Source organism: Pontiella desulfatans (genome assembly GCF_900890425.1).
Taxonomy (GTDB): domain Bacteria; phylum Verrucomicrobiota; class Kiritimatiellia; order Kiritimatiellales; family Pontiellaceae; genus Pontiella; species Pontiella desulfatans.
Map to the genome: position 1 here is coordinate 3,133,510 of NZ_CAAHFG010000001.1, position 20,341 is coordinate 3,153,850.

The window sequence follows — 20,341 nt, forward strand, 5'->3', positions numbered from 1 at the left end:
TATGCCTCCTATATATAAAAAAACTCAATGCGGCGGTTTTCCCCGCCACATTGAGGATGGAAACAGACGGAAGCTATTTTTCAATGATCCGGAAGAAACGAGCCAGACCGTCGGTCGCCACTCCGTTGAGGCTGTTCGTCGGCAAAGTCGCCGCAATGTTCGTGAAACTTCCATGAGCATCCCAATCATTGAGCGTCAAGGAACTGCACGAATGCAGGTCATAGGTTTTTCCGTCGTTGCTGTTCCACGCGAAATCCAGCGTGCCCGCAATGAGATCAACTTGAACCATCACCGGATCAGGCACCAACAACGCTTCGAGAGCGGTCACATCGTCGGCATCAAAATAGCCGTCGCCATCCACATCGAAGTCCGTCAGGTTGAGTGTAGCCAGCGCTTCGGCGGGTGTACTGCCTTGTCCGATCAGGATATCCTGACGGTTGGTGGCCGAATCGCCGCCGTCGCCCGCCAGATAGGTTTCCGCCAGCGCGAGGTCGGCGGCATCGATGACGCCGTCTTTGTTGACATCCCCGGCTTCGGGAACCGTGATCACCAGAGCGACCTCATAGACCTTCAACTGCGAAACCTGATTCGCATCCGTCGGATCGGGCGTTCCGCCCGGATAATCGACAATGGCCTCGGTGTTGACATGATCGAAGATCACGTTCACCTGCCCGAGCGCCTGCGCCGCCAGCAGGTCGGCACCGCTTATCGAGGCCGTCTGGAACGTTCCTTCAGCGGTCGGCAGCGTGCTTGCCGCAATCGACATCAACGATCCGGAAACCGCATTGGCCGTGTTGGTCGCGTCTGCACCAGCCGTGAGAGCAGCAGTAAACGTGGCCGAAGACTGGTCAGTACCGCCATCCTTCTGCACCACATCAATACGCAGCTCGTAGGTCGCATTCGAATTCACCTGACTGAGGAAATTCTCCTGTTTCATGCCATTGAGGTAATTCATGGATGAGTTCAGGGTCAATTCACCGTCCGTGGTAATGTGCGTATCGAGATAGAAGGTTCCGCCCAGCAGTCCGCCATCGTCCGTGTGCGGAGCTCCAATGTTCGTCGTGAGTCCGTCCGGGTCGTCGTAATAGGGAGACCAGCCATCCACGGTTGCTGTTTTCCCCCAGAGTCCTGAATAATCGCCGAAGGATCCCTGCACATTGTATTTGTTTTCACCGGGCGGGGTCATCCCCGAAAGCTGAGTCAGATCGCCGTTGGGCATAAAGTTCGGGCCGGAAATGACATCGAACGGAGCCACTTCTTCCAGCTGCTTTTGGACTACAATGGAATCCAGGATATAGGATAGCCCGTCATTGACGGCACCCGTGTTGTAAGCCCCGATCGCCAGCACAAAATTGCTGTAGTCGGATTCCAAAATATTCGTGGTGCTTCCGCTGATTGTTGATGCGCCGCCGAAGGTTGTCCCGGAAACAGTCACGCTATAGCTCACATTCGTTCCGCTTGTTCCATCCAGCTCAATATCCAGCCCGGTCGGAGCAATGAGATCGACTTCATTGGTGCCGTTCGGAAGGGTGAAATTATGCTTGGAGATCAACTGGGGCTGAGTTGACCCGTCCCCATAGATGCGATGAATCTGCAGATAATAATAATCATTCGTCCGCGAAGCTAAATGCTTACGGCTGACCGAAAATGAAAAGCCATCGTTATTGTTGCCCGGGAAATATTTAGTGCGACTCGCATCATCAAACAGCGCCAGATACGCCGACGTCACCTTTGCACCCGGATCCCCCGCTAGGTCAGAGAATTCCCACTGGATGCTCAAAGGCCCCTGAAAATAGTTCAGTTCATTCGTTCCCATGCCGGTATTCTGTCCATAGCCGGGTTCCTTATAAATGTAGGAACGCTGGGATGTCACGGCTGAACCCACATCAATAAACACGCCGTCATAGGTATCCGCCGCAACGAGGTTCGTTGCCACCGGATCCAGCGTTGTGCCTGCCGAATTCCACCCCGCGAGCGCCCCCGTCCAGGTATCGTCGTTGACCACCGCATCCTCCACCGGGGCCGGAACGCTTTCAACAATAATCGAATCCGTAACAAAGGAGGGGCCGCCGTCTACCGCACCCACATTGCAGGCCCCGATTGCCAGCGCAAACACGTTGTAATTCGTTTCCGCAATGGCCGCAAGGTTGCCGGTGATGGTCGTGTCGCCGCCGGCAAAGGTGGTTCCGGAAACGGTAATGCTGTAGCTGATATCCGCACCAGTTCCGTCCAACTCAATTTCCAGCCCGGTCGGAGCAACGAGATCAACCTCGTTGGTTCCGGAAGGAAGCGTAAAATTCTGTTTTAACAACTCGACGGGACCTGCTTCCGCAGTCGTATGCATAATTTGGAGATAATAATAGTCATTCGTCCCCGCTGCCCAATATTTACGGGTAATAGAAAACAGCAACCCGTCATTCCCCTTTCCGTAATAGTATTTGTTGCGGTTGTCGTTATCAAAGATCCCCAAATAGGCCGAAGTGTTTTTCGATCCGGGATCTCCACTCAGGTCTGAAAACTCCCATTGAATGTTCAATGGCGTATCAAAATAGTTCAGGTCATTCGGCCCCATCGCCGTATTCCGCCCGTAGCCGGGTTCCTTATAGATATTCGAGCGATGCGCTGACGTTGGCGCCCCCACATCAAAAAACACCCCGTCATAGGTACCTCCACCCAGATCATTCGTCGGAGCCGGAGTGATATTAACCGCATAGGCATTCCACCCCGCGAGCGCACCCGTCCATGTTGTATTACTCACCACGACTTCCGCCTGCGCGCCAACCGCGAACAACACAGCCATCATCATCCATTTCAATGCTTTCCTCATCTATCCTCTCCTTACGTTAACCTTCATCTATTTGGAGCGAGATCCGCCGACCTTCCCTACCATTCAACACATAGCCTTTCTCGCATGTTAATTACTATCTATCATTTCTAACAGGCGTGCGCAATGGCTAATTTAATTTTTCAACACCCGGCACCACACTATTACCCCCCCCATTAACCCATTAAATTGCCGGAACACCATTGACAGACGCCCATATTACTGTCTTCCATAAATAAACGAACACAGCGCCCCCAAACCTTCAAAGGAGCAGATATGCGACATATTTTGGCAATTGCAATTACACTACTGTGCTCCACCCCTACCTGAACCATCCGGAAGCCAAACAGGCGCGCATGCACTTTCTCGAAACCACCGTCAAGCGCTATGCCGAGCACCCGGCCATGGGCATGTGGGATGCCTGGAACGAGCCGGAGCAGAATTTTGTAAACCGCGCACCGACCCCCGACAAACTCACCTGTTTCTGCCCGCACTGCCTGGCCGGATTTATCAAAGAGCTGAAAACCAAATACGGCACCATCCAGGCGCTCAACACCGTCTGGGGCCGCTGCTACGAAAGCTGGGACGAGGTCGAAGCACCGCGCAACGCGCAAACCATCAAGGATTTTATCGACTTCCGCCGCTACCAGCTCGGTGTCATGGAGCGCGAAGCCCAGGCGCGCCTAGATTGCGTCAGGGCCAACGATCCCAACCACCCCGCCTACCTGCACGTGGTACCCAACACCATGCGCATCTTCAATTCCGTTACCGGTGTGGACGACTTTGCCATGGCGGAACCGTGCGACCTGTTTGCCTCCACCTCCAACGGCGGACCCATCTGGCCCAACCAGCTGATCTCCGCCGGGCGCGGCAAAACCTGCTACAACGTCGAAAGCCATCTCAACGCCGGTCAGATTTCACTCCATCAGAAACCGCTCGAACTCGGCGATGTGCTCAGCGACCTGCTGCCGCAAATCGGCACCGGCGTGAAAGGCTTCCTCTTCTGGCAATATCGCCCGGAAGTGCTCGGCACCGAAGCGCCTGCCTGGGGGCTCGTTCGGCCCGACGGCTCCGACCGCCCGGTCACCCGCGCCGTGCATCAGTTCGGCGAAGCGCTCGCGCCCATCATGCAGCAACTGACCGAATGCAAACCGGAACCTGCACAGGTTGCCATCTGGAAAAGCACCCGCAACGAGCTCTTTGAATTTTGCGCGCGCGGCGACCTCAGCCGTCTTGCCGACCACGTCGAGGGCTACCGCGTCTGGTTCCGCAAACACAACATCGCCACGATCAACATCAACGACATCCTGCTCAAACAGGGTGCGCTCGACGGCATTCGCCTGCTTGTGATGCCAGCGTGCTACTGCCTGAGCGAAGCGGAAGCCAACGCGCTCGACCAGTGGGTACGCGCCGGCGGCACCCTGCTGTGCGAAGCCCACCTCGGCGCCTGGAACGAAACCGCCGGCCGCCACGAACGGTCCGTGCCCGGATGCGGACTCGCCGCAAAATGGAACCTGCACGAAACCGACAGCTGCGCATCGCTCCATCTGAGCGACGCCGTCGGCGAGCATATGGCCGGTGGAATCAATCCCGATGTTGCCAAGGCGCTTGGCGAAGAAAGCGGCGGACTCTATTTCCCGATTCAGTTTAACAGCGGTGAAACGTTGCTCGGCTCCGACACCTTTGCCGAGCTGACCAACGGTGACTGGACGCCACTGGCCACGCACGACGGAAAAACCGTCATCGCCACCCGCTCCATCGGCAGCGGCACGGTCATCTACTGCGGCACCAACCTCGGCGGCGCGCTGGAACAAAGTCCGCAAGGCGCGAATGCCCTCCTCGCCCGGGTTTTGGAAAAAACCGGCATTGCATCACCGCCAACAATCAAGGCCGATCCCGGCGTGCAGTTCGACGTCCTTTACCGAAATGACGCTCCCGCCTTCATTGCCCTGCAGAACATCGAGAAAGAAACCGCAACAGCAACCCTGAACGGCACATGGAAAGGCTGCTTCTCCGGGAAAACAGGCGGCTCCATCACCCTCGACCCCGGTGAGACAGATCTATTCACCACAACCCCTCAACTAAATACCTGAGACGCATCCGGAATTTTGTCATTGAATACGGCGATTTCATATGACAGATTCCGGAACATGAAAATTACCAGACTGTTTGGACATCCCGTTACGCGCGAGTCGGGGCACCTGCTGCTCGCCGACCAGATTTACGACATCCTCCGCGAGGAAATCCATGCGGGACGATGGAGAATCGATGAAAAGATGCCCAGCATGATGACCCTTGCCAGCGAATGCGAAGTCAGCCGCATGCCGGTGCAGCAGGCCATCGAGCGCCTCGGTGCGGAAGGCTATTTGCGGCAGGAAAACCGCTCCGGCGTCTATTTGGCCTCCATGGCTCCCGAAGGCCGCACACCGATCGGAACCATCGGCATCCTGCTGCTGGCCGACTCGGAAAACGAGCGGGAACTCGATTTCCTCGCCTTTGAACAAAAACTGGTTCACGCCTTCATGAAACAGGCCGAAGCCGTCAACTACCAGACCAAAGTGGTCTATGTCAGCGCTAAGGACAACCACGAAGACCTCAACAAAGCCGGTTATCTGTTCGATGAAAAGGTAAAGGGAATCATCTCCCTCTTCCCGTTTCACCGGCCACTGCAATCGACCCTGGATCCCGACCGGATTCCACTGGTGTTCTGGTGCGAACCCGACCACCGCTGCGCCCCTTGCATCGCCAGCGACTATGAAGCAGCCTTTTATCACCTGACCAATGAAACCATAGCAGAAGGACATAAACACATCAGCCTTGTTCCCTGTCCGATCCTGACCCCGTATGTTAAGGAATGCTATATCCGCGGCTACCGGGCCGCCATTCGTGAGGCGGGCCTGGAGCCGCATGAAAACCTGCTGGATACTCTTTCTGAGACCAGCCTGCGCGACACCGCCGGACTCACCAAGGCGCTTGATAAAACTAACGGAACGACCTGTTTCCTGAGCATGTCGCTCGGCCGCTCCGAACAGCTGATCAGCGCTTTGCAGCTCCTCAAACGCGATGTACCTGAAAAGATCAGTGTTGTATCCGCCAACCCGACGTCCGATTACCCCATGCCGAATGGAAAAATGCTCTCCGGCATCGGGTTTTCACCGGAGCATGAAATCGGCCTCTGTATCCAGTTCCTGCGCCGGCAGATGATCGACCGCAGATGGAAGCTCAGCACGATGCTCGCCGCCCCCTTCTTTGTTGAAGGAGAGACGCTGAGCGCGCCATCCAGATAAGAGAAAACCTTCCCACTACTGACGTTAGGGAATTGACGTATAACAATATTACAGATTTTCATTTAAAGAGATTGCCATGAATTCAGACGAAAAACCTACCAAGCCTGCTCACTGCGTATCGCTTCCCAAAAAGATTGCCTGGGGACTGGGTGGCCTCACCAACGACATGGTCAACGCCCTAATGTTGCTTGCTATGCCGATTTTTTCGCTCGGCCTGGGCGTGAAAGCCACCTGGATCGGGATCGCATTGGCCCTGCCCCGCATCTGGGACGCTATCGCCGACCCACTGATGGGGCATATCAGCGACAACACCCGCTCGCGCTGGGGCCGCCGGCGCCCCTACATCCTGCTCGGCGGTATCGGGGTGGGCCTCACCTTTGCCATGCTCTGGATGCCCAACACATCGTGGAGCGAAGCCGGATTGCTGGCGTGGTTTATTGCGATGAGCCTGCTTTTCTTCACCTTTTTCACCATGTGGAACATTCCATGGATGGCGCTCGGACTCGACCTGACCCCGGACGTGCAGGAGCGCAACAGCGTACAAGCCACGCGTAGCATGTTCGCCACTGGCGCGGCCTTTATTATTCCATGGATCATGCCGCTGGCCATCTTCTTCGGAAAAATCGCTAAAGGCGATTTTTCCAATATGTCTGCTTGGGCGTTAAAGGTGACCGAGGTATTGAACTTGCCCGAAATAGCAACATTTTTCTCCGGGCAAACCTATAGCGAAAGCATTCCGAACGAGGTCATCGGCGTCCGCACCGTTGGGATCATCGTGGGCGCCATCATGATCCTCACCGCAATTATGTCCGCGTTTTTCTGTAACGAATCGCACACCGTCAAGAAAGCGGCTCCGAAGGTCTCCTTCCTGAAATCAGCCAAATATACCTTTAAAAACAAGCACTTTGTCGGACTGTGCGTCTTTACGGCGCTGTTCTGTGGCGGCGTCGTGATGGTCGGCGGCATGGGCTACTATATCAATGTGTTCTTTGTGTACGGCGACCTCCCCATTGATGAAGCAAAGGAAGCCGCATCCCACATCATGGGCTGGGGGGGGACTGTCGGTGCGATCGCAAGCTTGGTGGCCGTACCGATCATCTCCTGGTGTGCCAGCCGCTTTGGAAAAAAACAAACGCTCATCGGCGGAATCGCCCTGATCGTCATCGGGCAGCTCATAAAATGGTTTTTCTTTGTTCCGCAAAACCCCTTCCTGCAAGTCTGGCTCTCCATCCTCATCTACCCCGGCCTGATCCTGGTCTGGACCATTCTTCCTTCCATGTACGCCGACATTTGCGACCGGGATGATCTCGAAACGGGTACGCGTCGTGAAGGTATGTACAGCGCCACCTCCGCCTGGTTGCTCAAAGTCGGCGTCACCATCGCCATGGCCGCCAGCGGATGGCTCATCAACGTTGCAGGGATTGTCGACAGCGCCAATGTGCAGACCCCGGAAGCGGTGTTCAACATGCGGATGCTGTTCACCCTGCTGCCCTCCATCTTCACCCTCATCGGCGGCTTCTTCGTCTTCCGCTACCCCTTCACCGAAAAGGATGCCGAACGCGTGAAAGAGCAGCTGGCTGAACGCCACGCAAACGCATAATCGCAAAGAATCATTCAGGTCGATCCAGGTAATGCACCAGTCGACCTGATTACATGTAGAATTGAGACGTCCTCAACCCCAATTGAGACTCCGCTGACGGGAGTTGAACTGCGTCTCCCTACTGAATCGCCACCAAGTTTATAAAGCGTCGTGTCGACATTTTAGCATGACAACACAAGGACTAACTGGATTTCGGTATAAGGAAAAAGACAGGCTGGCATACAACCATGCGGATTCCCATCCGGACACGCTCGGGCTGAATGTCTTGCGGGAGCTGCGCGACGTTGAGGACTGGAATACAGTGCACGATCGTATCGATGAACTGGTTCCAATCCCTGAAACCAGAAGGTTGAATGAATATACGAGCATGGCAGAGTCGGAGGTGCGAAGGGCATTCCCCAACTTGAAATATGACGGGAGTCTTCAGAATATTTATGATCTCTATCAGCCGTTACAGGGAACACTGAAGCCATACATGGATGGCAAACTCATGTTCATGCCGGATGCATCGGATTTTATTCACAACAGCGGCTTTTGCGAATGGGCGTATGTGGCCAACCTTGATTCAGCGAAATACGAAATCTGGAAGGGACAGCAGACCAAGCCCGATCCAGACAACAGATATGGGCAGGAAACAGACAGGATGGGTTATTATCCATGCCAGAAAATCAAGGAGTATGACCTTGTATGTATTCCAATCAATTCACATTGGGTAGGGAAAAAGCATTTCGAGAATGGAACTTCCATACCGTCGGAGAAATGCTTTTTCCCGTGAACAGGGGTGTGCAATCCTCAAAGAGGAGTTCCTCTCCCGGTTGGCCGACTGAGAGAGGTTCCCGCCTGGACGTGATCGGGTCAGACCAAGTTCGCTTTTTTAGCAGAACGTCCATAAGACATGATCCGCCAGGTGGTTGCCATGTTGTACTCGAACCGTTGCATGAGCCGCTGTTGAAGCGAGCTCGCATTAACAAGAAGGAGCAAACATGAACCATAAAGAAAGAGTATATTGCGGTGTGGATGTTTCCAAGGATCATCTGGATGTGTTGTTCAAGGGTCGCCCAGACCGTTTCGAGAACTCCGTCAAGGGTGCCAGAGCAATGGTTGACCGTATCGGCAAAGCACATTACGTGCTCGAATCCACAGGAGGCTATGAACGCATGGCCGCCTGGCTGATGATGGATGCAGGGCTGGAGGTGAGTATCGTCAATCCTTCTCGGGTTCGGCACTATGCGCTGAGCATGGGGCAGCTCGCCAAGACCGACCCCATCGATGCGGGCATGATCACCGAATTTGCTCGGACGGCGAAGCCCGAGCCATCGGAAAAGCCTTCGAAGCAACAACGGATGCTTGTGTCTCTGGTTGACCGGCGTCAGCAGCTCATTGACATTCGAACAATGGAAACCAACCGATTGGAAACTGCAGCAGATCCCGGGTTTAGAAAAATGGTGAAGAAGCATCTTCGGTGGCTGAAGAGGGAGTTGGAGTCTCTTGAAGAAAAGATTATCGAAACAGTTCATGCAGATGTGTCAATGGAGGCAAAAGCCATGTGTATCCGGCGCATTAAAGGACTTGGAGAGGTTTGTACTACGACGTTGCTTGCTCATCTTCCTGAAATCGGAACACTTTCCCGACAGCAAGTTGCGGCCCTGGTAGGACTGGCCCCCTATAACCGGGACAGCGGAACGAGTAGTAAACGTCGCCATATCCACGGAGGCCGTCAACGGTTGAGGGCTTGCCTCTACATGGCTGCTTTGACAGCTGTCCGATGCAATCCGCATATGAAAGAGTTCTATCGTCGGCTCGTTGAAGAGAACCATCGACCGAAAAAGGTCGCCTTGACCGCCGTGATGAGAAAGTTGGCTATTGCCGCTAATTCCTCGGTGAAGAATCCTGAGTTTTGTATTGCTGTTTAACACCGTTGCTTGTTTGACCGGATAAAGAACGATCCAAAACTAAGGAATAATACCCTGATTGTGATCTGTTCTGATAACGGCCCTGAATTTCACTGCGGCTCTGCCGGTCCCTTCAAAGGATTAAAATCTACCCTGTTTGAAGGGGGGGTACGCTCGCCGCTGATCGTCTGGGGCCCTGGATTTACCCATCCAGAAAAACCCGGAAGCGTAAATACAAAATCCGTTTTCTCCGCGATTGATCTGACTCCGTCGTTGTTGAATTTCGCAAAGGTGTCTGTGCCTGAACCCGTTCAATTTGACGGGCAACCGCTGCTGGATACCCTGTTGGGAAAATCGGTCGATTCGCATAAAGGCGCCCTCTATTTTCGCCGTCCTCCAGATCGAAAGAGTTTCCGAAATCTAAAGAATTTGCCCGATTTGGCAATCCGCTACGGGAAATGGAAACTGCTCTGTGACTATGGAGGCGGGCGTCCGATGTTATTTGATCTCGAAGCGGATCCTTCTGAAGCGAACAATTTGGCCAATCAACATCCCGAAATCGTCGAACGGTTAGCAAAAGCCATTGTGCAGTGGAACATGGGTTTGCCAAAAGACGCCGGAGATCCAACCTACAATGGGAATAAAGAATGATGCGACTAACTCTCGTCGTGATCACCATGCGGGATGCGGCGGGCTCATCGAACCAACCCTACCATTTTCCAGACATTGGAAATCGGCAACTAGAAGACATCGAGGTAGGGCAGAGTGTCCCTACTCCGCCGCTCAGCTGAATGGCTCGGGGTGTAGAACAACGTGCCTCATCGGAACATGATCTGTCGTGTTGGCGCCAAAATGCCATAAGAAACACGGCCTTTACTGCGCAAAGAACCGCGTTCTACAACGCCCAGGCTGTTGATAAAGTCCCCAAACAGTGTTCTCTGGTTTCTCGATCAGATCAGGAGTTTTACAGGACCATTGATCACAGGACTATTTCCTATTGAATAGAAGGCGGTTAGGCCAATGGTCCTGTTATCAAACAGTTCTGTTAATAAAGCAGTCCTGTTGAAGGATTTTCCTTTCGGTAGCCTATTTAAGCCCATCGAGCATTTTCTGTGTTTTCTCAACGGCAAAGCCGGCGAGGTGGTCGATCGCCGCCATCTCGGTTTCAACCGGATCGGAATCCCCCTGCTGTACCTGCCAGGCTTCCAATTTGGTCTGCAGTCCTTCCACAATCGCTTTATATTCTGGATTTGCCGCAAGGTTATTCACTTCAAACGGATCGGTCTTGTGGTCATACAGCTCCACATGTGGACGCTGAATGATGCGCTGCACCAACTTTTCATAGTCAGGATTCTTTAAGGCCGCGTTTTTCCAATCTGTAAGCATGCCCCCCTTGGTGATCCCGACCACATATTCGTCTTCCGACATATAGTTCACGATTAAGCGGTAGCGTTCATCGCGCACGGTTCTCGACGGATACGGCAGCGCGCCATGGACTCCGACGTTGGTCTGCAGGCCGTATGCTTCCGTTTTATGGGTCGTTGTTTTTCCCGCCAGCAACCCGGCAAAACTTTTCCCATCGAAATCAGCGACGTTCACTTTACCGCCCGCGATTTCAATCAGGGTCGGTAGGATATCGACATACTCCACGATCGCATCGGAACGAACCGGCTTAACCTTTCCCGGCCACCACACGAATCCCGCCGCACGCAATCCATCCTCAAAGCAGCTCCATTTTCCACCCGGCATGGAATAGCCCTGCTCACTCAGGAAAACGATGATCGTATTTTCGGCGAGGTTATTCTCTTTAAGGGTTTCCATAATCGCGCCGACCTGATCATCAAGCGCCCCAATCTCGGCATAGTATTTACGCAACATCCCTCGCATGGCGGGAGTGTCACAGATATTTTCCGGCAGTTCTAAGGTTGAGGCATCATACTGACTCGGATCCCCGGCCGTATAAGGGCTATGCGCATGAATGGAACAAATCACTTCACAAAACGGCTGCTCTCGATCCCGGGTCATGAATTCAATACTCGGAGCCAGATTATCGGTGGACTCAGCCGCATTACAATTGTGCTCAAACCCCTTGATATGCTCAAACGGGAAGACGGAGTTCGGACCAATATGCGTTTTACCCGTCAGCCCGACGCGATAGCCTTGCTCCTGCAGATAGTGAACGATGCTTTTTGTCCCCTCTTTTGCGAGACAGTGGTTTGGATAGCCGCCACTTCGGACGGGATACAATCCGGTATAGATATGTGTTCGGCACGGTGCGCACATGGACGCGGCGGTATACAGGCGGTCAAACGCCATGCCCTCGCCCGCCAGTTTATCGATGTTCGGAGTTTTTGCATTGTTGCTACCCATAAACCCAAAGTCGCGCCAACAGATATCGTCGCCAATGATCAGCACCATATTGGGCCGGGAATTATTGAGCGGTGCCGCCCCCGAGATTGCAACGCCTGATAAAATCAGGCCCGCCGCCAGCAAGGCATAGTTCAGTTTCGATCCCTTCATCTCTTCATTCTCCTTAGACTTCAACCGCTCAGTGAACGCTTCGTCTGAAGCGCCTGCATCGCTCATTTTATGATGTTCTATAGTGTCATCATAAACTGGAATAAAAAAACACCTTTGGACTAAAATATACTCCAGTTTTCATAAACTATACTTAAGGTTTACCGATCGGAAAAATGCAAACATAATCCTTATTTTGACATCTAACGTTGAAGAACTGGTGTTCGCATCTTTACGGGGGATCCCATGCGCAACGCGACGTTTAGCAGCAGTATTTTAAGAACCCTTTTGGGTGATTATGTCATCCCTATGGTCGGGTGAAGTGAAGGGTGCCTAGTCTGTGAATATCCGGATCGGCTTTCCCACAGAAGAACAGATAAAAGGAAAGTATAGACATGAAGATAAATGGTTTACGTGTTGGTTTGGTTACGGTGCTGGTTCTGCTCTGTGTGAATGGGACCCTGGCACGTCCGTTGTTGGAGGGGAATCGAGTTCTTTGGCACCCTTTGACGATCAGCTTTTCGGGGCCTGTTGCCAGTGAGATGGATCAGAGCCCCAATCCGTTTCTTGATTATCGGATGCAGGTCCAGCTCACCGCCCCTTCCGGTAAAACTGTTCAGGTTCCCGGCTATTTTGATGGGGATGGAAAAGGAGGAGCAACCGGTAGCGTCTGGCGCGTTAAGTTTTCGCCGGATGAAGCGGGGAAATGGAGGTACACCATCTCCTTTCGACAGGGACCCAATGTATCGATTTCTCTCGTCGCAAATGAGGGTAAAGCGTTGGCCTTTGATGGAGAAAAAGGAACCTTCACCGTTAAACCGCGTAACCCCGAAGCGGATGGGTTTTACAAGTGGGGTCTTTTGGAATATGCCGGCGGCCATTATTTAAAGTTTAGAGACGGTTCCTATTGGATTCGCGGCGGAGTGGATAGCCCGGAAAACTTTTTGGCCTACGCGGGTTTTGATGACACCCCGCCCAAGCATGCCTATGCGGTTCACACTGCAGCTTGGCGCGAAGGCGATCCCGACTGGAACGATGGCAAGGGCAAGGCCATTATCGGCGCTCTGAACGATCTCGCTGAACGGAAGGTCAACAGCCTCTATTTCCTCACCATGAATATCGGGGGCGATGGTAAAGATGTTTGGCCTTGGGCGGGAACGCCAAACCCGAAAGGCGCTCCTGAAAACGATAATCTGCATTTCGATCTCAGTAAACTTCGACAGTGGGAAATGGTATTTTCGCATGCGCAACGAAAAGGAATCTTTCTTCACGTTGTTTTGAATGAAGCCGAAGCGCCGAACAAACAAGAGCTCGACAACGGCGAACTGGGCATTGAACGGAAGCTCTACTATCGCGAGCTCATTGCCCGCTTTGGGCACCATCTGGCGATGGGATGGAATCTATGCGAAGAGTACAATATTGGCTTTGATTTTGGTCCGGATCGGATCAGAGCGTTTGCAGATTATATCCAGGCGGTTGATCCGTACCAGCACCCTATTTCGGTGCACACGGCGCATGATCCGTTAAAGGAGCTAGCCTTTACGTTTGGCGATCCCCGCTTCAGCATGACGTCTATTCAGCTGAATCGGCGACGTATTGATACCTTGGTCGAGGATTTTAGAAAAGCGACCGCTGAAGCGGGACGCCCAGTGCCCATCTCAATGGATGAATTTGTGCTCGATGTCGGGCAGGAACAAGGGTGGAAACCCTTTGATCGTCCCGTATTGCACCGGAAGCAGCGGATTTGGCCTACGTATTTTTCAGGCGGCCAAATCGAATTTATTCTGGAAAAGCTGTTGTGGGTCGAATCGTTCAAAACAGAGAACCTGGTCGAACTCTGGAGGTCACTAGGCATTGCCCGCACCTTCATGGAAGAACATCTCCCGTTTTGGGAAATGGAACCGGCGGATTCGTTGGTTGATGGAGCGTCCACCATTACGGTCGGGACCGGGAAAAACAGATCCTTTCAACTGGGCGCTCAGCTCTTTCATAAGCCGGGCGAAGTCTATGCCATCTATTTTCCCGCGACCACCGAGACCGGAACGCTCAACCTGACCCAGGATACGGGCACGTTTCAGGGCCGTTGGTTTAATCCGCGCACGGGAAAATTTCAGGGAAACAACGAAACCGTGTCGGCGGGTAAGAACGTGAAATTGGGCAACGCGCCTGCCGAGCCAGAGGAAGATTGGGTGTACCTGCTAAAACGCATGTAAATTGCGGACGGCCCCAATCTCGTAAAAAGCGATTTCTGATCAATGTAGGAGTTAAATAGGTATGGAAAATAGATTCAATAGGACCAAGCGAAGCTTCAGATTTTTAATGCTGCTTTCTTTAGGAATAACAAGCCATGGTTTTGCCGGCGAAACGGGAGCCTTTAAAAATGATCATATTCCTGATTTAGAATTAAACGAAAACACTTTCGAAAATCCTATTATTCCAGGATTTAACCCTGACCCAAGTATCTGCAGAGTGGGTGAGGATTATTATTTAGTTAATTCAACCTTTGAATATTTCCCAGGGGTTCCGGTTTACCACAGTACCGATTTGGCCAATTGGAAATTAATAGGCCATGCGTTACACCGCCCCTCTCAATTGGATTTGGATAAGTATGGATGTTCAAAAGGAATTTTTGCACCCACCATTCGATATCATGATGGTGTATTTTATATGATTACAACGTTGGTTGGACGCAATGTAGGTAATTTTATTGTAACGGCAACAGACCCTGCCGGACCATGGTCCGAGCCGCATTTTATTAAGAACGCACCGGGCATTGATCCGTCGCTCTTTTTTGATGACGATGGGAAAGTTTATATTTCTGGAAACACGAAACCCAAAGAAAAACTCTGGAGCAGTCACAACGCCATTTGGCTTCAGGAGCTGGACGTAAAGACCTGGAAGCTCGTTGGCGAAAAGACCATCATATTCGATGCAGGTGATTATCGCGGTAAAGGCACATCGCTCGATAAAGGAAGTGAGCATTATTTGAATGCCGCGGAAGGGTCGCACGTCTACAAAAAAGATGGCTTTTACTATCATTTATTTTCATTGGGCGGCACTGGGCACAACCATGCCGTTGCGATGATGAAAAGTGCAACGGTTACAGGCCCCTACGAAATGGATCCAACCAGCCCATTTCTTACGCACCGCGATTTATCACGAACGCATCCAATTACCACAACCGGTCATGCCGATTTGGTAGAAACGCAAGATGGCGATTGGTGGATGGTATATCTTGGCAAGCGCCCCAACGATGGTGTGAGATTTATGCTGGGTCGCGAAACGTTTATTTCGCCCGTTGATTGGAAGGGAGAATGGCCCATTGTAAATCCAGACCGAAAAGTTGGACGCAGTGAACTGGTCCAAATGAAGCAAGCTGGCCTCAAAGAAAGCAAAAATGGGGTAAACGACTTTAGAGATGATTTTTCAGAGTCCAAACTAAATCCCCATTGGACGTTCAAACGAACACCGCGTACTCAATGGTGGTCTTTAGATGCTAAAAAAGGATTCATGCAACTCCAGTCCAGAAAAACTATCCGAGATGGTTAACCCTTCCTACTTAGGAAAAAGACTCGCTCACTTTAATTTTGAGGCGGCAACAGAGCTTGACTTCACCCCCCAATCGCGTCATGAGGAAGCTGGTTTGGTCATCGAACGCGACCGTGATTACCATGTGAAATTTGTAGTGACTAAAGTCCAAAACAAAACGGTTCTTAAGCTCATCCTGAGAAATGGACCTGATACTGATGATTCGTTGATTGCTCTAACCAACATCAATTCAGATAAAATTCAGTTACGAGTTTCATCGGTAGGTTTTCTTTATAGTTTCAACTATTCACTCGATGGCAAAAAGTGGATCGAAATGGACGCTAAAGTGGATTGCAGAAGCAATGATTTTCATAAAGGGGGAAGGTGGACCGGTTCTTTTGTCGGCATCTACGCTTCTTCAAATGGAGAACAGAGTAACAACAAGGCCCTTTTTGACTGGTTTGAATACCAGGAAATTAAATAAAGATAGTTTGAATTTAAAGAGCCAGACAGTTGAGAAACCTCGTCATTTTTATGACGGCGAAAGTCAGTCGGGGGCAAACTGGGATGGCGGCCGGTTCTTAAATTTAAGGTAGGGCTGGGTGTCCCCACCCCGCCGCTCGGCGGATTGGCTCAACATGCGCACGGACGCCTGTCGCGTGAGTCGCGTTCCGCGCCAACGCGGTCACGCGAAGGACAGGCATCCCTACCCTTTCCAAAGTCATGGTTTCTTGGCACACGACTGAACGTCACAATCAAACTTGTAGATAGGAAAGGTTAGCAGTAGTTTTCGCTTCATACCAAAGGGCAACCATGAAACTGACGGAAGAAGACCTACAGAAACTGGCCAACCTCGCCATCGATGCCGCCGTGCGGACGGGAAAGTTTATATCTGAATCACAACCGGGCAAGGTTGAACATAAAGGCACCGGTGAATCGCTGGCTACAGACGTCGTGACCGAGGTGGACCGCCAAAGTCAGGAACTCATCCTTAAGATTCTGAACCCCAGCCTTGAGGAATACGATCTGGCCCTGCTGACGGAAGAGAGCCCGGACGACGGTAGCCGGTTGGAGAAAGACTATTTCTGGTGCATCGACCCGATTGACGGAACCCTTCAGTTTATTGAGGGGACTCCGGGCTATGCCGTTTCCATTGCCTTGATTTCCAAGGAAGGCATTCCGCAGATCGGCGTGGTGTACGATCCCTGGACGCACACGCTGTATCACGCGGTTCGAGGAGGCGGTGCCTTCCGGAATTCCAATCCCTGGAAACTTCCAAACGTTGGAAACCGGCTGCGCATATTCACGGACCGCCACGAGTCAGAAGGACCGAAGTTCAAGCCCATGGTCAAGGCGATGGATGCTGAATCCGGCACCTACGGCGGAGCCGTGATGAATGCGCTCTGGTGCCTGGAAAATCCGCCGGCCTGTTATTTTAAGTTTCCAACCACCGGAAACCTCGGCGGCTCATTCTGGGATTTTGCAGCCATCACCTGCATATACAATGAGCTCGACCTCTGGGCCTCCGATGTACAAGGCCACACCCTTCAGCTAAACCGCCCGGAAGCAATCACTCTCAGCCATTGCGGCGTGCTGTTTGCCACAGATCCCACACACGCAAAACAGTTTATACAGCTGAACGCGAATCCGATGTTTGCTTAAAGGTTTGTAACTGGTCGGTCGATCCAAATACCGAATATCGATCATCACACACAAAACGCTGCTAACGGGTGTTGAACCTCCATTCCACACAGAAACGGCATCACGCATATAAATGTAAAGTCCTCCCTCCCCAGTAGTGATAACAAGCGTCAACAAGAGGATTTATTTGATTTATGCACAACAAACAGACGAACCAACCGCAACACAATAATGCTCAGGCCGCAGGGTTCAGATGGTTGGCTGATTAGTAAATTTTGCACAACTAATATATTGCCACCATGGAGCTATCGTCCTTGTGAAGAGCCAGAATGCTCATACACCGAAACACATATAAAGCCCCGCGTCCCGTATAGCTCTGAGGTGATAAAATGGCAAGAGGACGACCATACAAATGTCCATACTGCGAGGCCACGACAAACGTGGCGAAGGGATTCAGATACAACAAGGGAGGAAAAGTCAGGCTTCGGCGTTGCAAGGTTTGCGGAAGGCGCTGGACGACAGGGCCGGTGCAAGGCCAGTCATCAGCGATACCCGCTGTCGAGGATCCGGTGCCAGTACCCGACGAGTATTCGGGCAAACCTTTCGCTGATGCTCCTGATCAGGCGGAGCAACGGGAAGAGACCGATGAAAATGAAGATGAAACCGGCCATGAAACGGAATGTAGAACGGAGCTGTCGCTAAGTGGCGAAGGAAGCCCGGATCAAAACGACCCAGGCGAAGAAAGAAAAGAAGAAGCAGAAGAGATCTTCTTCGCTCAGTAAGAGATATGATTCCGGCAACCGAAATCACGTGATCTCTCCCGCTCTAATACAATTCAGGTCTCTGGTGATTCAGTTGCTGCCGGCCATCAGGCCGGCTGCAACACCTTCGCGGTCTTAGGCACCATGATCTGCTCATCCACGACCTTGTAGTGGTCACAGAATCCCGCAAACATGGTGACGATGTCGCCACACAGCCTGTCGAATTCCTGCACCAGCTTTACGCGGTCGCGCAGCTTCTCCATATCCCATTCCACGAACTCTTCGTTTTCATCGAGTCCGCGACCTGGATAGGTCACTATTTGAGGTATAGGCTTGGGCAGGACACGAAGTGTGCCGTCGCACCAGTCCGTCGTACAGGGGACATCCTGCTTGTGCCAGGTTTGCTTCCCGCACATATCGCAGCGGGCGGTATGGGCATTCTTGTAGTCCAGACCTCCCTGGTAAAGCACAAGATAGCCGCTAGACCGACCGTTGAAACCCACCTGCCAGCACCATTCGCGCTCCATCGACCACTTACGGATCAGGTTCTGAATGGCATCGGACACGTCCTCGCATTCGAGCATTCCCCATGCCTGTTCCATCTGCACCGCTGTGAGATCCAGCCTATGGATCTTCACGCAATTGGCATAGGATGTACTCCGGTTCCAGCTGTTCATGGAGCTGTACCGAAAATGGTTTTCCAAATACTGGATCATCGCTTCCCGGCTTCTCATATCTACTTTTTCATAAAAACGTTTCATGGTTATTACCTCCAATTAGTTGAGGGGCATCCCCCTGGGATGAGGGCTGCCCCTATATTCATTATGCCATTACCGGCTCCAGCTTTTCGGCCACGATATAATCGTATGCCTTCTGCGCCTGTTGCCCGGCGGATACCAGCATGGACGGATCGGCCTTAAGCCGCTCCAACCAGCCGTTGAGATAGGCCGCAGAATTGTCTTCCACCGCTGGAAGGATTCCGCAATGGCCACAAAGGAAAGCCGCACCCATTTCGGCAACGAGTTCCTCTTTGGAATATTCATGCGATCCAAAGCGCACCGCATCCGTCACACCTTTCCGCGCAAGGCGCGAACTGTGGCCAACGCTATGAATAATTTCATGAAAACACGTAGCGAAAAATGCCTCGTCGCTCAGAAACATTTCCTGCGGCGGCATATGCACGGTGTCCGTCAACGGATTGTACGCTGCATAGGTGCGCCCGTATTCAATCGCTGGCTTATTCGCCATATCCTCGATCAGCTGTTCAGCTTCCATGATCGGACATATCTCCCGATCCGGCTTTTCAAGCTTCGGAATCTTCCGTTCGGGAATGCCCTCGCACTGCGCCACGTTGAACACGTGGTAGTAACGAAGCATTGCATAGCCCCTTTGTTTATCGGGATCCGTGCTGGTTTCATCCGGCTCCACGAATTTCCAGAAAACCACCGGCATTGAATGCTCACCCTTTAGGACTTTTCCTCCGAGCTGGTTCGCCTGCTTCATTGTCAGGAAATACGGTTGTGCGTAGCCCATCATATGCAACAGAAAGGCATTGACTCCCCGGTATGGTTTCCGGCTAACCAGATTTTGCGGCCGCGCATCCTGCGAGACCCATGGCTTGCGCCACGGCAGTGTTCCGGTTGCGCTGATCCGCTCAACCATTTTCTGCGTAATCATTTCATTGATCTTATTTCGTGCGTTCTTCTTCATTGTATACCTCCAATAAAAAAGCCGCCCGGAGTGGACGGCTTGGTTCATCATTAAAAGAGCAAAGCCTCACGACTCCGCCCCGTTCATTATTTCTTCGTATTCTGCTTCCTCCATCGGATAAGCCTCGTATGGCAACTCCTCCAAATAGAGGGCATTGACCACCACGCGGCAATAACCGCCGTTTGCTGTCCAAATCGCCGCAGCAATCCTTGCAGCAAACTCGTCCTCGGTTTCACCACCGCACAGCCGATCCTGTGCAACGGCCTCGATCCCTTTTGCGCCATTACCGCGCTCAAAGTCCTGGAAGGACTCCTTGTCGAATGCCCATTCTTCGCAACAGGCTTCAATGATCTGCTCCCGCCGTGATTTATCAGGTTGCTCGATTTCGACACTCGCTTCGTAATACCGGCTCATGCTTCACCTCCGGTTACTGTTTCAGTTTCATCCGTCTCCCATGGACATGCTTGGCAAGTCACGCCGTCAACGCCACGCTCCTGAAGGCAGGCATCGCACGGGAACAGGATTCGGTCGCACCCCGAACATTTGAACGGTTGCTGAATGCTGTAGCTGGTTTCTTCCCC

At 52.3% G+C, this 20,341-nt stretch carries 14 protein-coding genes and 1 pseudogene; 10 read left to right on the forward strand and 5 right to left on the reverse strand.

All coding sequences use genetic code 11. From position 1 onward, the window contains the following. Positions 1–73: 73 nt before the first annotated feature. Complete coding sequence (locus tag E9954_RS10930; protein ID WP_136079204.1) at positions 74–2,827, reverse strand: dockerin type I repeat-containing protein; 2,754 nt, start codon at positions 2,825–2,827, stop codon at positions 74–76. A gap of 308 nt (positions 2,828–3,135) precedes the next feature. Here E9954_RS10930 and E9954_RS10935 point away from each other — a divergent pair, with 308 nt between their 5' ends. The 6 genes from E9954_RS10935 to E9954_RS10960 all read left to right on the forward strand — a co-directional run bounded on the left by E9954_RS10935 (position 3,136) and on the right by E9954_RS10960 (position 10,254). Further along, positions 3,136–4,917: a beta-galactosidase gene (locus E9954_RS10935; protein WP_136079205.1), complete on the forward strand. Its 1,782-nt coding sequence runs from the start codon at positions 3,136–3,138 to the stop codon at positions 4,915–4,917. A 57-nt stretch (positions 4,918–4,974) separates the two neighbouring features. Continuing rightward, positions 4,975–6,111: a GntR family transcriptional regulator gene (locus tag E9954_RS10940; RefSeq protein ID WP_136079206.1), complete on the forward strand. Its 1,137-nt coding sequence runs from the start codon at positions 4,975–4,977 to the stop codon at positions 6,109–6,111. Positions 6,112–6,187: 76 nt separating this feature from the next. Then, on the forward strand, positions 6,188–7,711 hold the full coding sequence (locus E9954_RS10945) for an MFS transporter (protein WP_136079207.1): 1,524 nt from the start codon (positions 6,188–6,190) through the stop codon (positions 7,709–7,711). A gap of 166 nt (positions 7,712–7,877) precedes the next feature. Beyond that, complete coding sequence (locus tag E9954_RS10950) at positions 7,878–8,486, forward strand: hypothetical protein (protein WP_136079208.1); 609 nt, start codon at positions 7,878–7,880, stop codon at positions 8,484–8,486. A gap of 208 nt (positions 8,487–8,694) precedes the next feature. Further along, positions 8,695–9,624, forward strand: a complete 930-nt coding sequence (locus E9954_RS10955; protein WP_136079209.1) for an IS110 family RNA-guided transposase — start codon at positions 8,695–8,697, stop codon at positions 9,622–9,624. 9 nt (positions 9,625–9,633) lie between these two features. Further along, the gene (locus E9954_RS10960; protein WP_136079210.1) at positions 9,634–10,254 is read left to right on the forward strand and encodes a sulfatase/phosphatase domain-containing protein; all 621 of its coding nucleotides are present in this window, start codon (positions 9,634–9,636) and stop codon (positions 10,252–10,254) included. Positions 10,255–10,689: 435 nt separating this feature from the next. Here E9954_RS10960 and E9954_RS10965 read toward each other — a convergent pair whose 3' ends face one another. Beyond that, on the reverse strand, positions 10,690–12,123 hold the full coding sequence (locus E9954_RS10965; protein ID WP_168442169.1) for a sulfatase-like hydrolase/transferase: 1,434 nt from the start codon (positions 12,121–12,123) through the stop codon (positions 10,690–10,692). Between the two features lie 392 nt (positions 12,124–12,515). On the opposite strand from E9954_RS10965, the gene E9954_RS10970 reads away from it, so the two are divergent. The 4 genes and pseudogenes from E9954_RS10970 (at position 12,516) to E9954_RS10985 (ending at position 18,071) form a co-directional block, all read left to right on the forward strand. After that, positions 12,516–14,333: a DUF5060 domain-containing protein gene (locus E9954_RS10970; RefSeq protein WP_136079212.1), complete on the forward strand. Its 1,818-nt coding sequence runs from the start codon at positions 12,516–12,518 to the stop codon at positions 14,331–14,333. A 106-nt stretch (positions 14,334–14,439) separates the two neighbouring features. Beyond that, positions 14,440–16,132, forward strand: a pseudogene (locus tag E9954_RS10975) (glycoside hydrolase family 43 protein). A 329-nt stretch (positions 16,133–16,461) separates the two neighbouring features. Continuing rightward, positions 16,462–17,310 (forward strand): inositol monophosphatase family protein, encoded by an 849-nt coding sequence (locus E9954_RS10980; protein ID WP_136079213.1) that lies wholly within the window; start codon positions 16,462–16,464, stop codon positions 17,308–17,310. 548 nt (positions 17,311–17,858) lie between these two features. Beyond that, entirely contained in the window at positions 17,859–18,071 is a 213-nt protein-coding gene (locus tag E9954_RS10985; protein WP_136079214.1) for a hypothetical protein, read from the forward strand. An 86-nt stretch (positions 18,072–18,157) separates the two neighbouring features. On the opposite strand, the gene E9954_RS10990 is transcribed toward E9954_RS10985, so the two are convergent. From E9954_RS10990 to E9954_RS11000, 3 genes are all read right to left on the reverse strand, one after another. Further along, a complete protein-coding gene (locus E9954_RS10990) occupies positions 18,158–18,811 on the reverse strand; it encodes a hypothetical protein (RefSeq protein WP_136079215.1) in 654 nt (217 codons plus the stop codon). Between the two features lie 61 nt (positions 18,812–18,872). Further along, positions 18,873–19,760, reverse strand: a complete 888-nt coding sequence (locus tag E9954_RS10995; protein WP_168442170.1) for an ArdC family protein — start codon at positions 19,758–19,760, stop codon at positions 18,873–18,875. A 66-nt stretch (positions 19,761–19,826) separates the two neighbouring features. Beyond that, complete coding sequence (locus E9954_RS11000) at positions 19,827–20,174, reverse strand: hypothetical protein (RefSeq protein WP_136079217.1); 348 nt, start codon at positions 20,172–20,174, stop codon at positions 19,827–19,829. Positions 20,175–20,341: the final 167 nt, after the last annotated feature.

Excerpts from the sequence above, each read along its gene's own strand:
- E9954_RS10930 (WP_136079204.1), bottom strand. The coding sequence starts at position 2,827 with ATGAGGAAAGCATTGAAATGGATGATGATGGCTGTGTTGTTCGCGGTT.
- E9954_RS10950 (WP_136079208.1), top strand. The coding sequence starts at position 7,878 with ATGACAACACAAGGACTAACTGGATTTCGGTATAAGGAAAAAGACAGG.
- E9954_RS10995 (WP_168442170.1), bottom strand. The coding sequence starts at position 19,760 with ATGAAGAAGAACGCACGAAATAAGATCAATGAAATGATTACGCAGAAA.
- E9954_RS10955 (WP_136079209.1), top strand. The coding sequence starts at position 8,695 with ATGAACCATAAAGAAAGAGTATATTGCGGTGTGGATGTTTCCAAGGAT.
- E9954_RS10945 (WP_136079207.1), top strand. The coding sequence starts at position 6,188 with ATGAATTCAGACGAAAAACCTACCAAGCCTGCTCACTGCGTATCGCTT.
- E9954_RS10970 (WP_136079212.1), top strand. The coding sequence starts at position 12,516 with ATGAAGATAAATGGTTTACGTGTTGGTTTGGTTACGGTGCTGGTTCTG.
- E9954_RS11000 (WP_136079217.1), bottom strand. The coding sequence starts at position 20,174 with ATGAGCCGGTATTACGAAGCGAGTGTCGAAATCGAGCAACCTGATAAA.
- E9954_RS10965 (WP_168442169.1), bottom strand. The coding sequence starts at position 12,123 with ATGAAGGGATCGAAACTGAACTATGCCTTGCTGGCGGCGGGCCTGATT.
- E9954_RS10940 (WP_136079206.1), top strand. The coding sequence starts at position 4,975 with ATGAAAATTACCAGACTGTTTGGACATCCCGTTACGCGCGAGTCGGGG.
- E9954_RS10980 (WP_136079213.1), top strand. The coding sequence starts at position 16,462 with ATGAAACTGACGGAAGAAGACCTACAGAAACTGGCCAACCTCGCCATC.
- E9954_RS10990 (WP_136079215.1), bottom strand. The coding sequence starts at position 18,811 with ATGAAACGTTTTTATGAAAAAGTAGATATGAGAAGCCGGGAAGCGATG.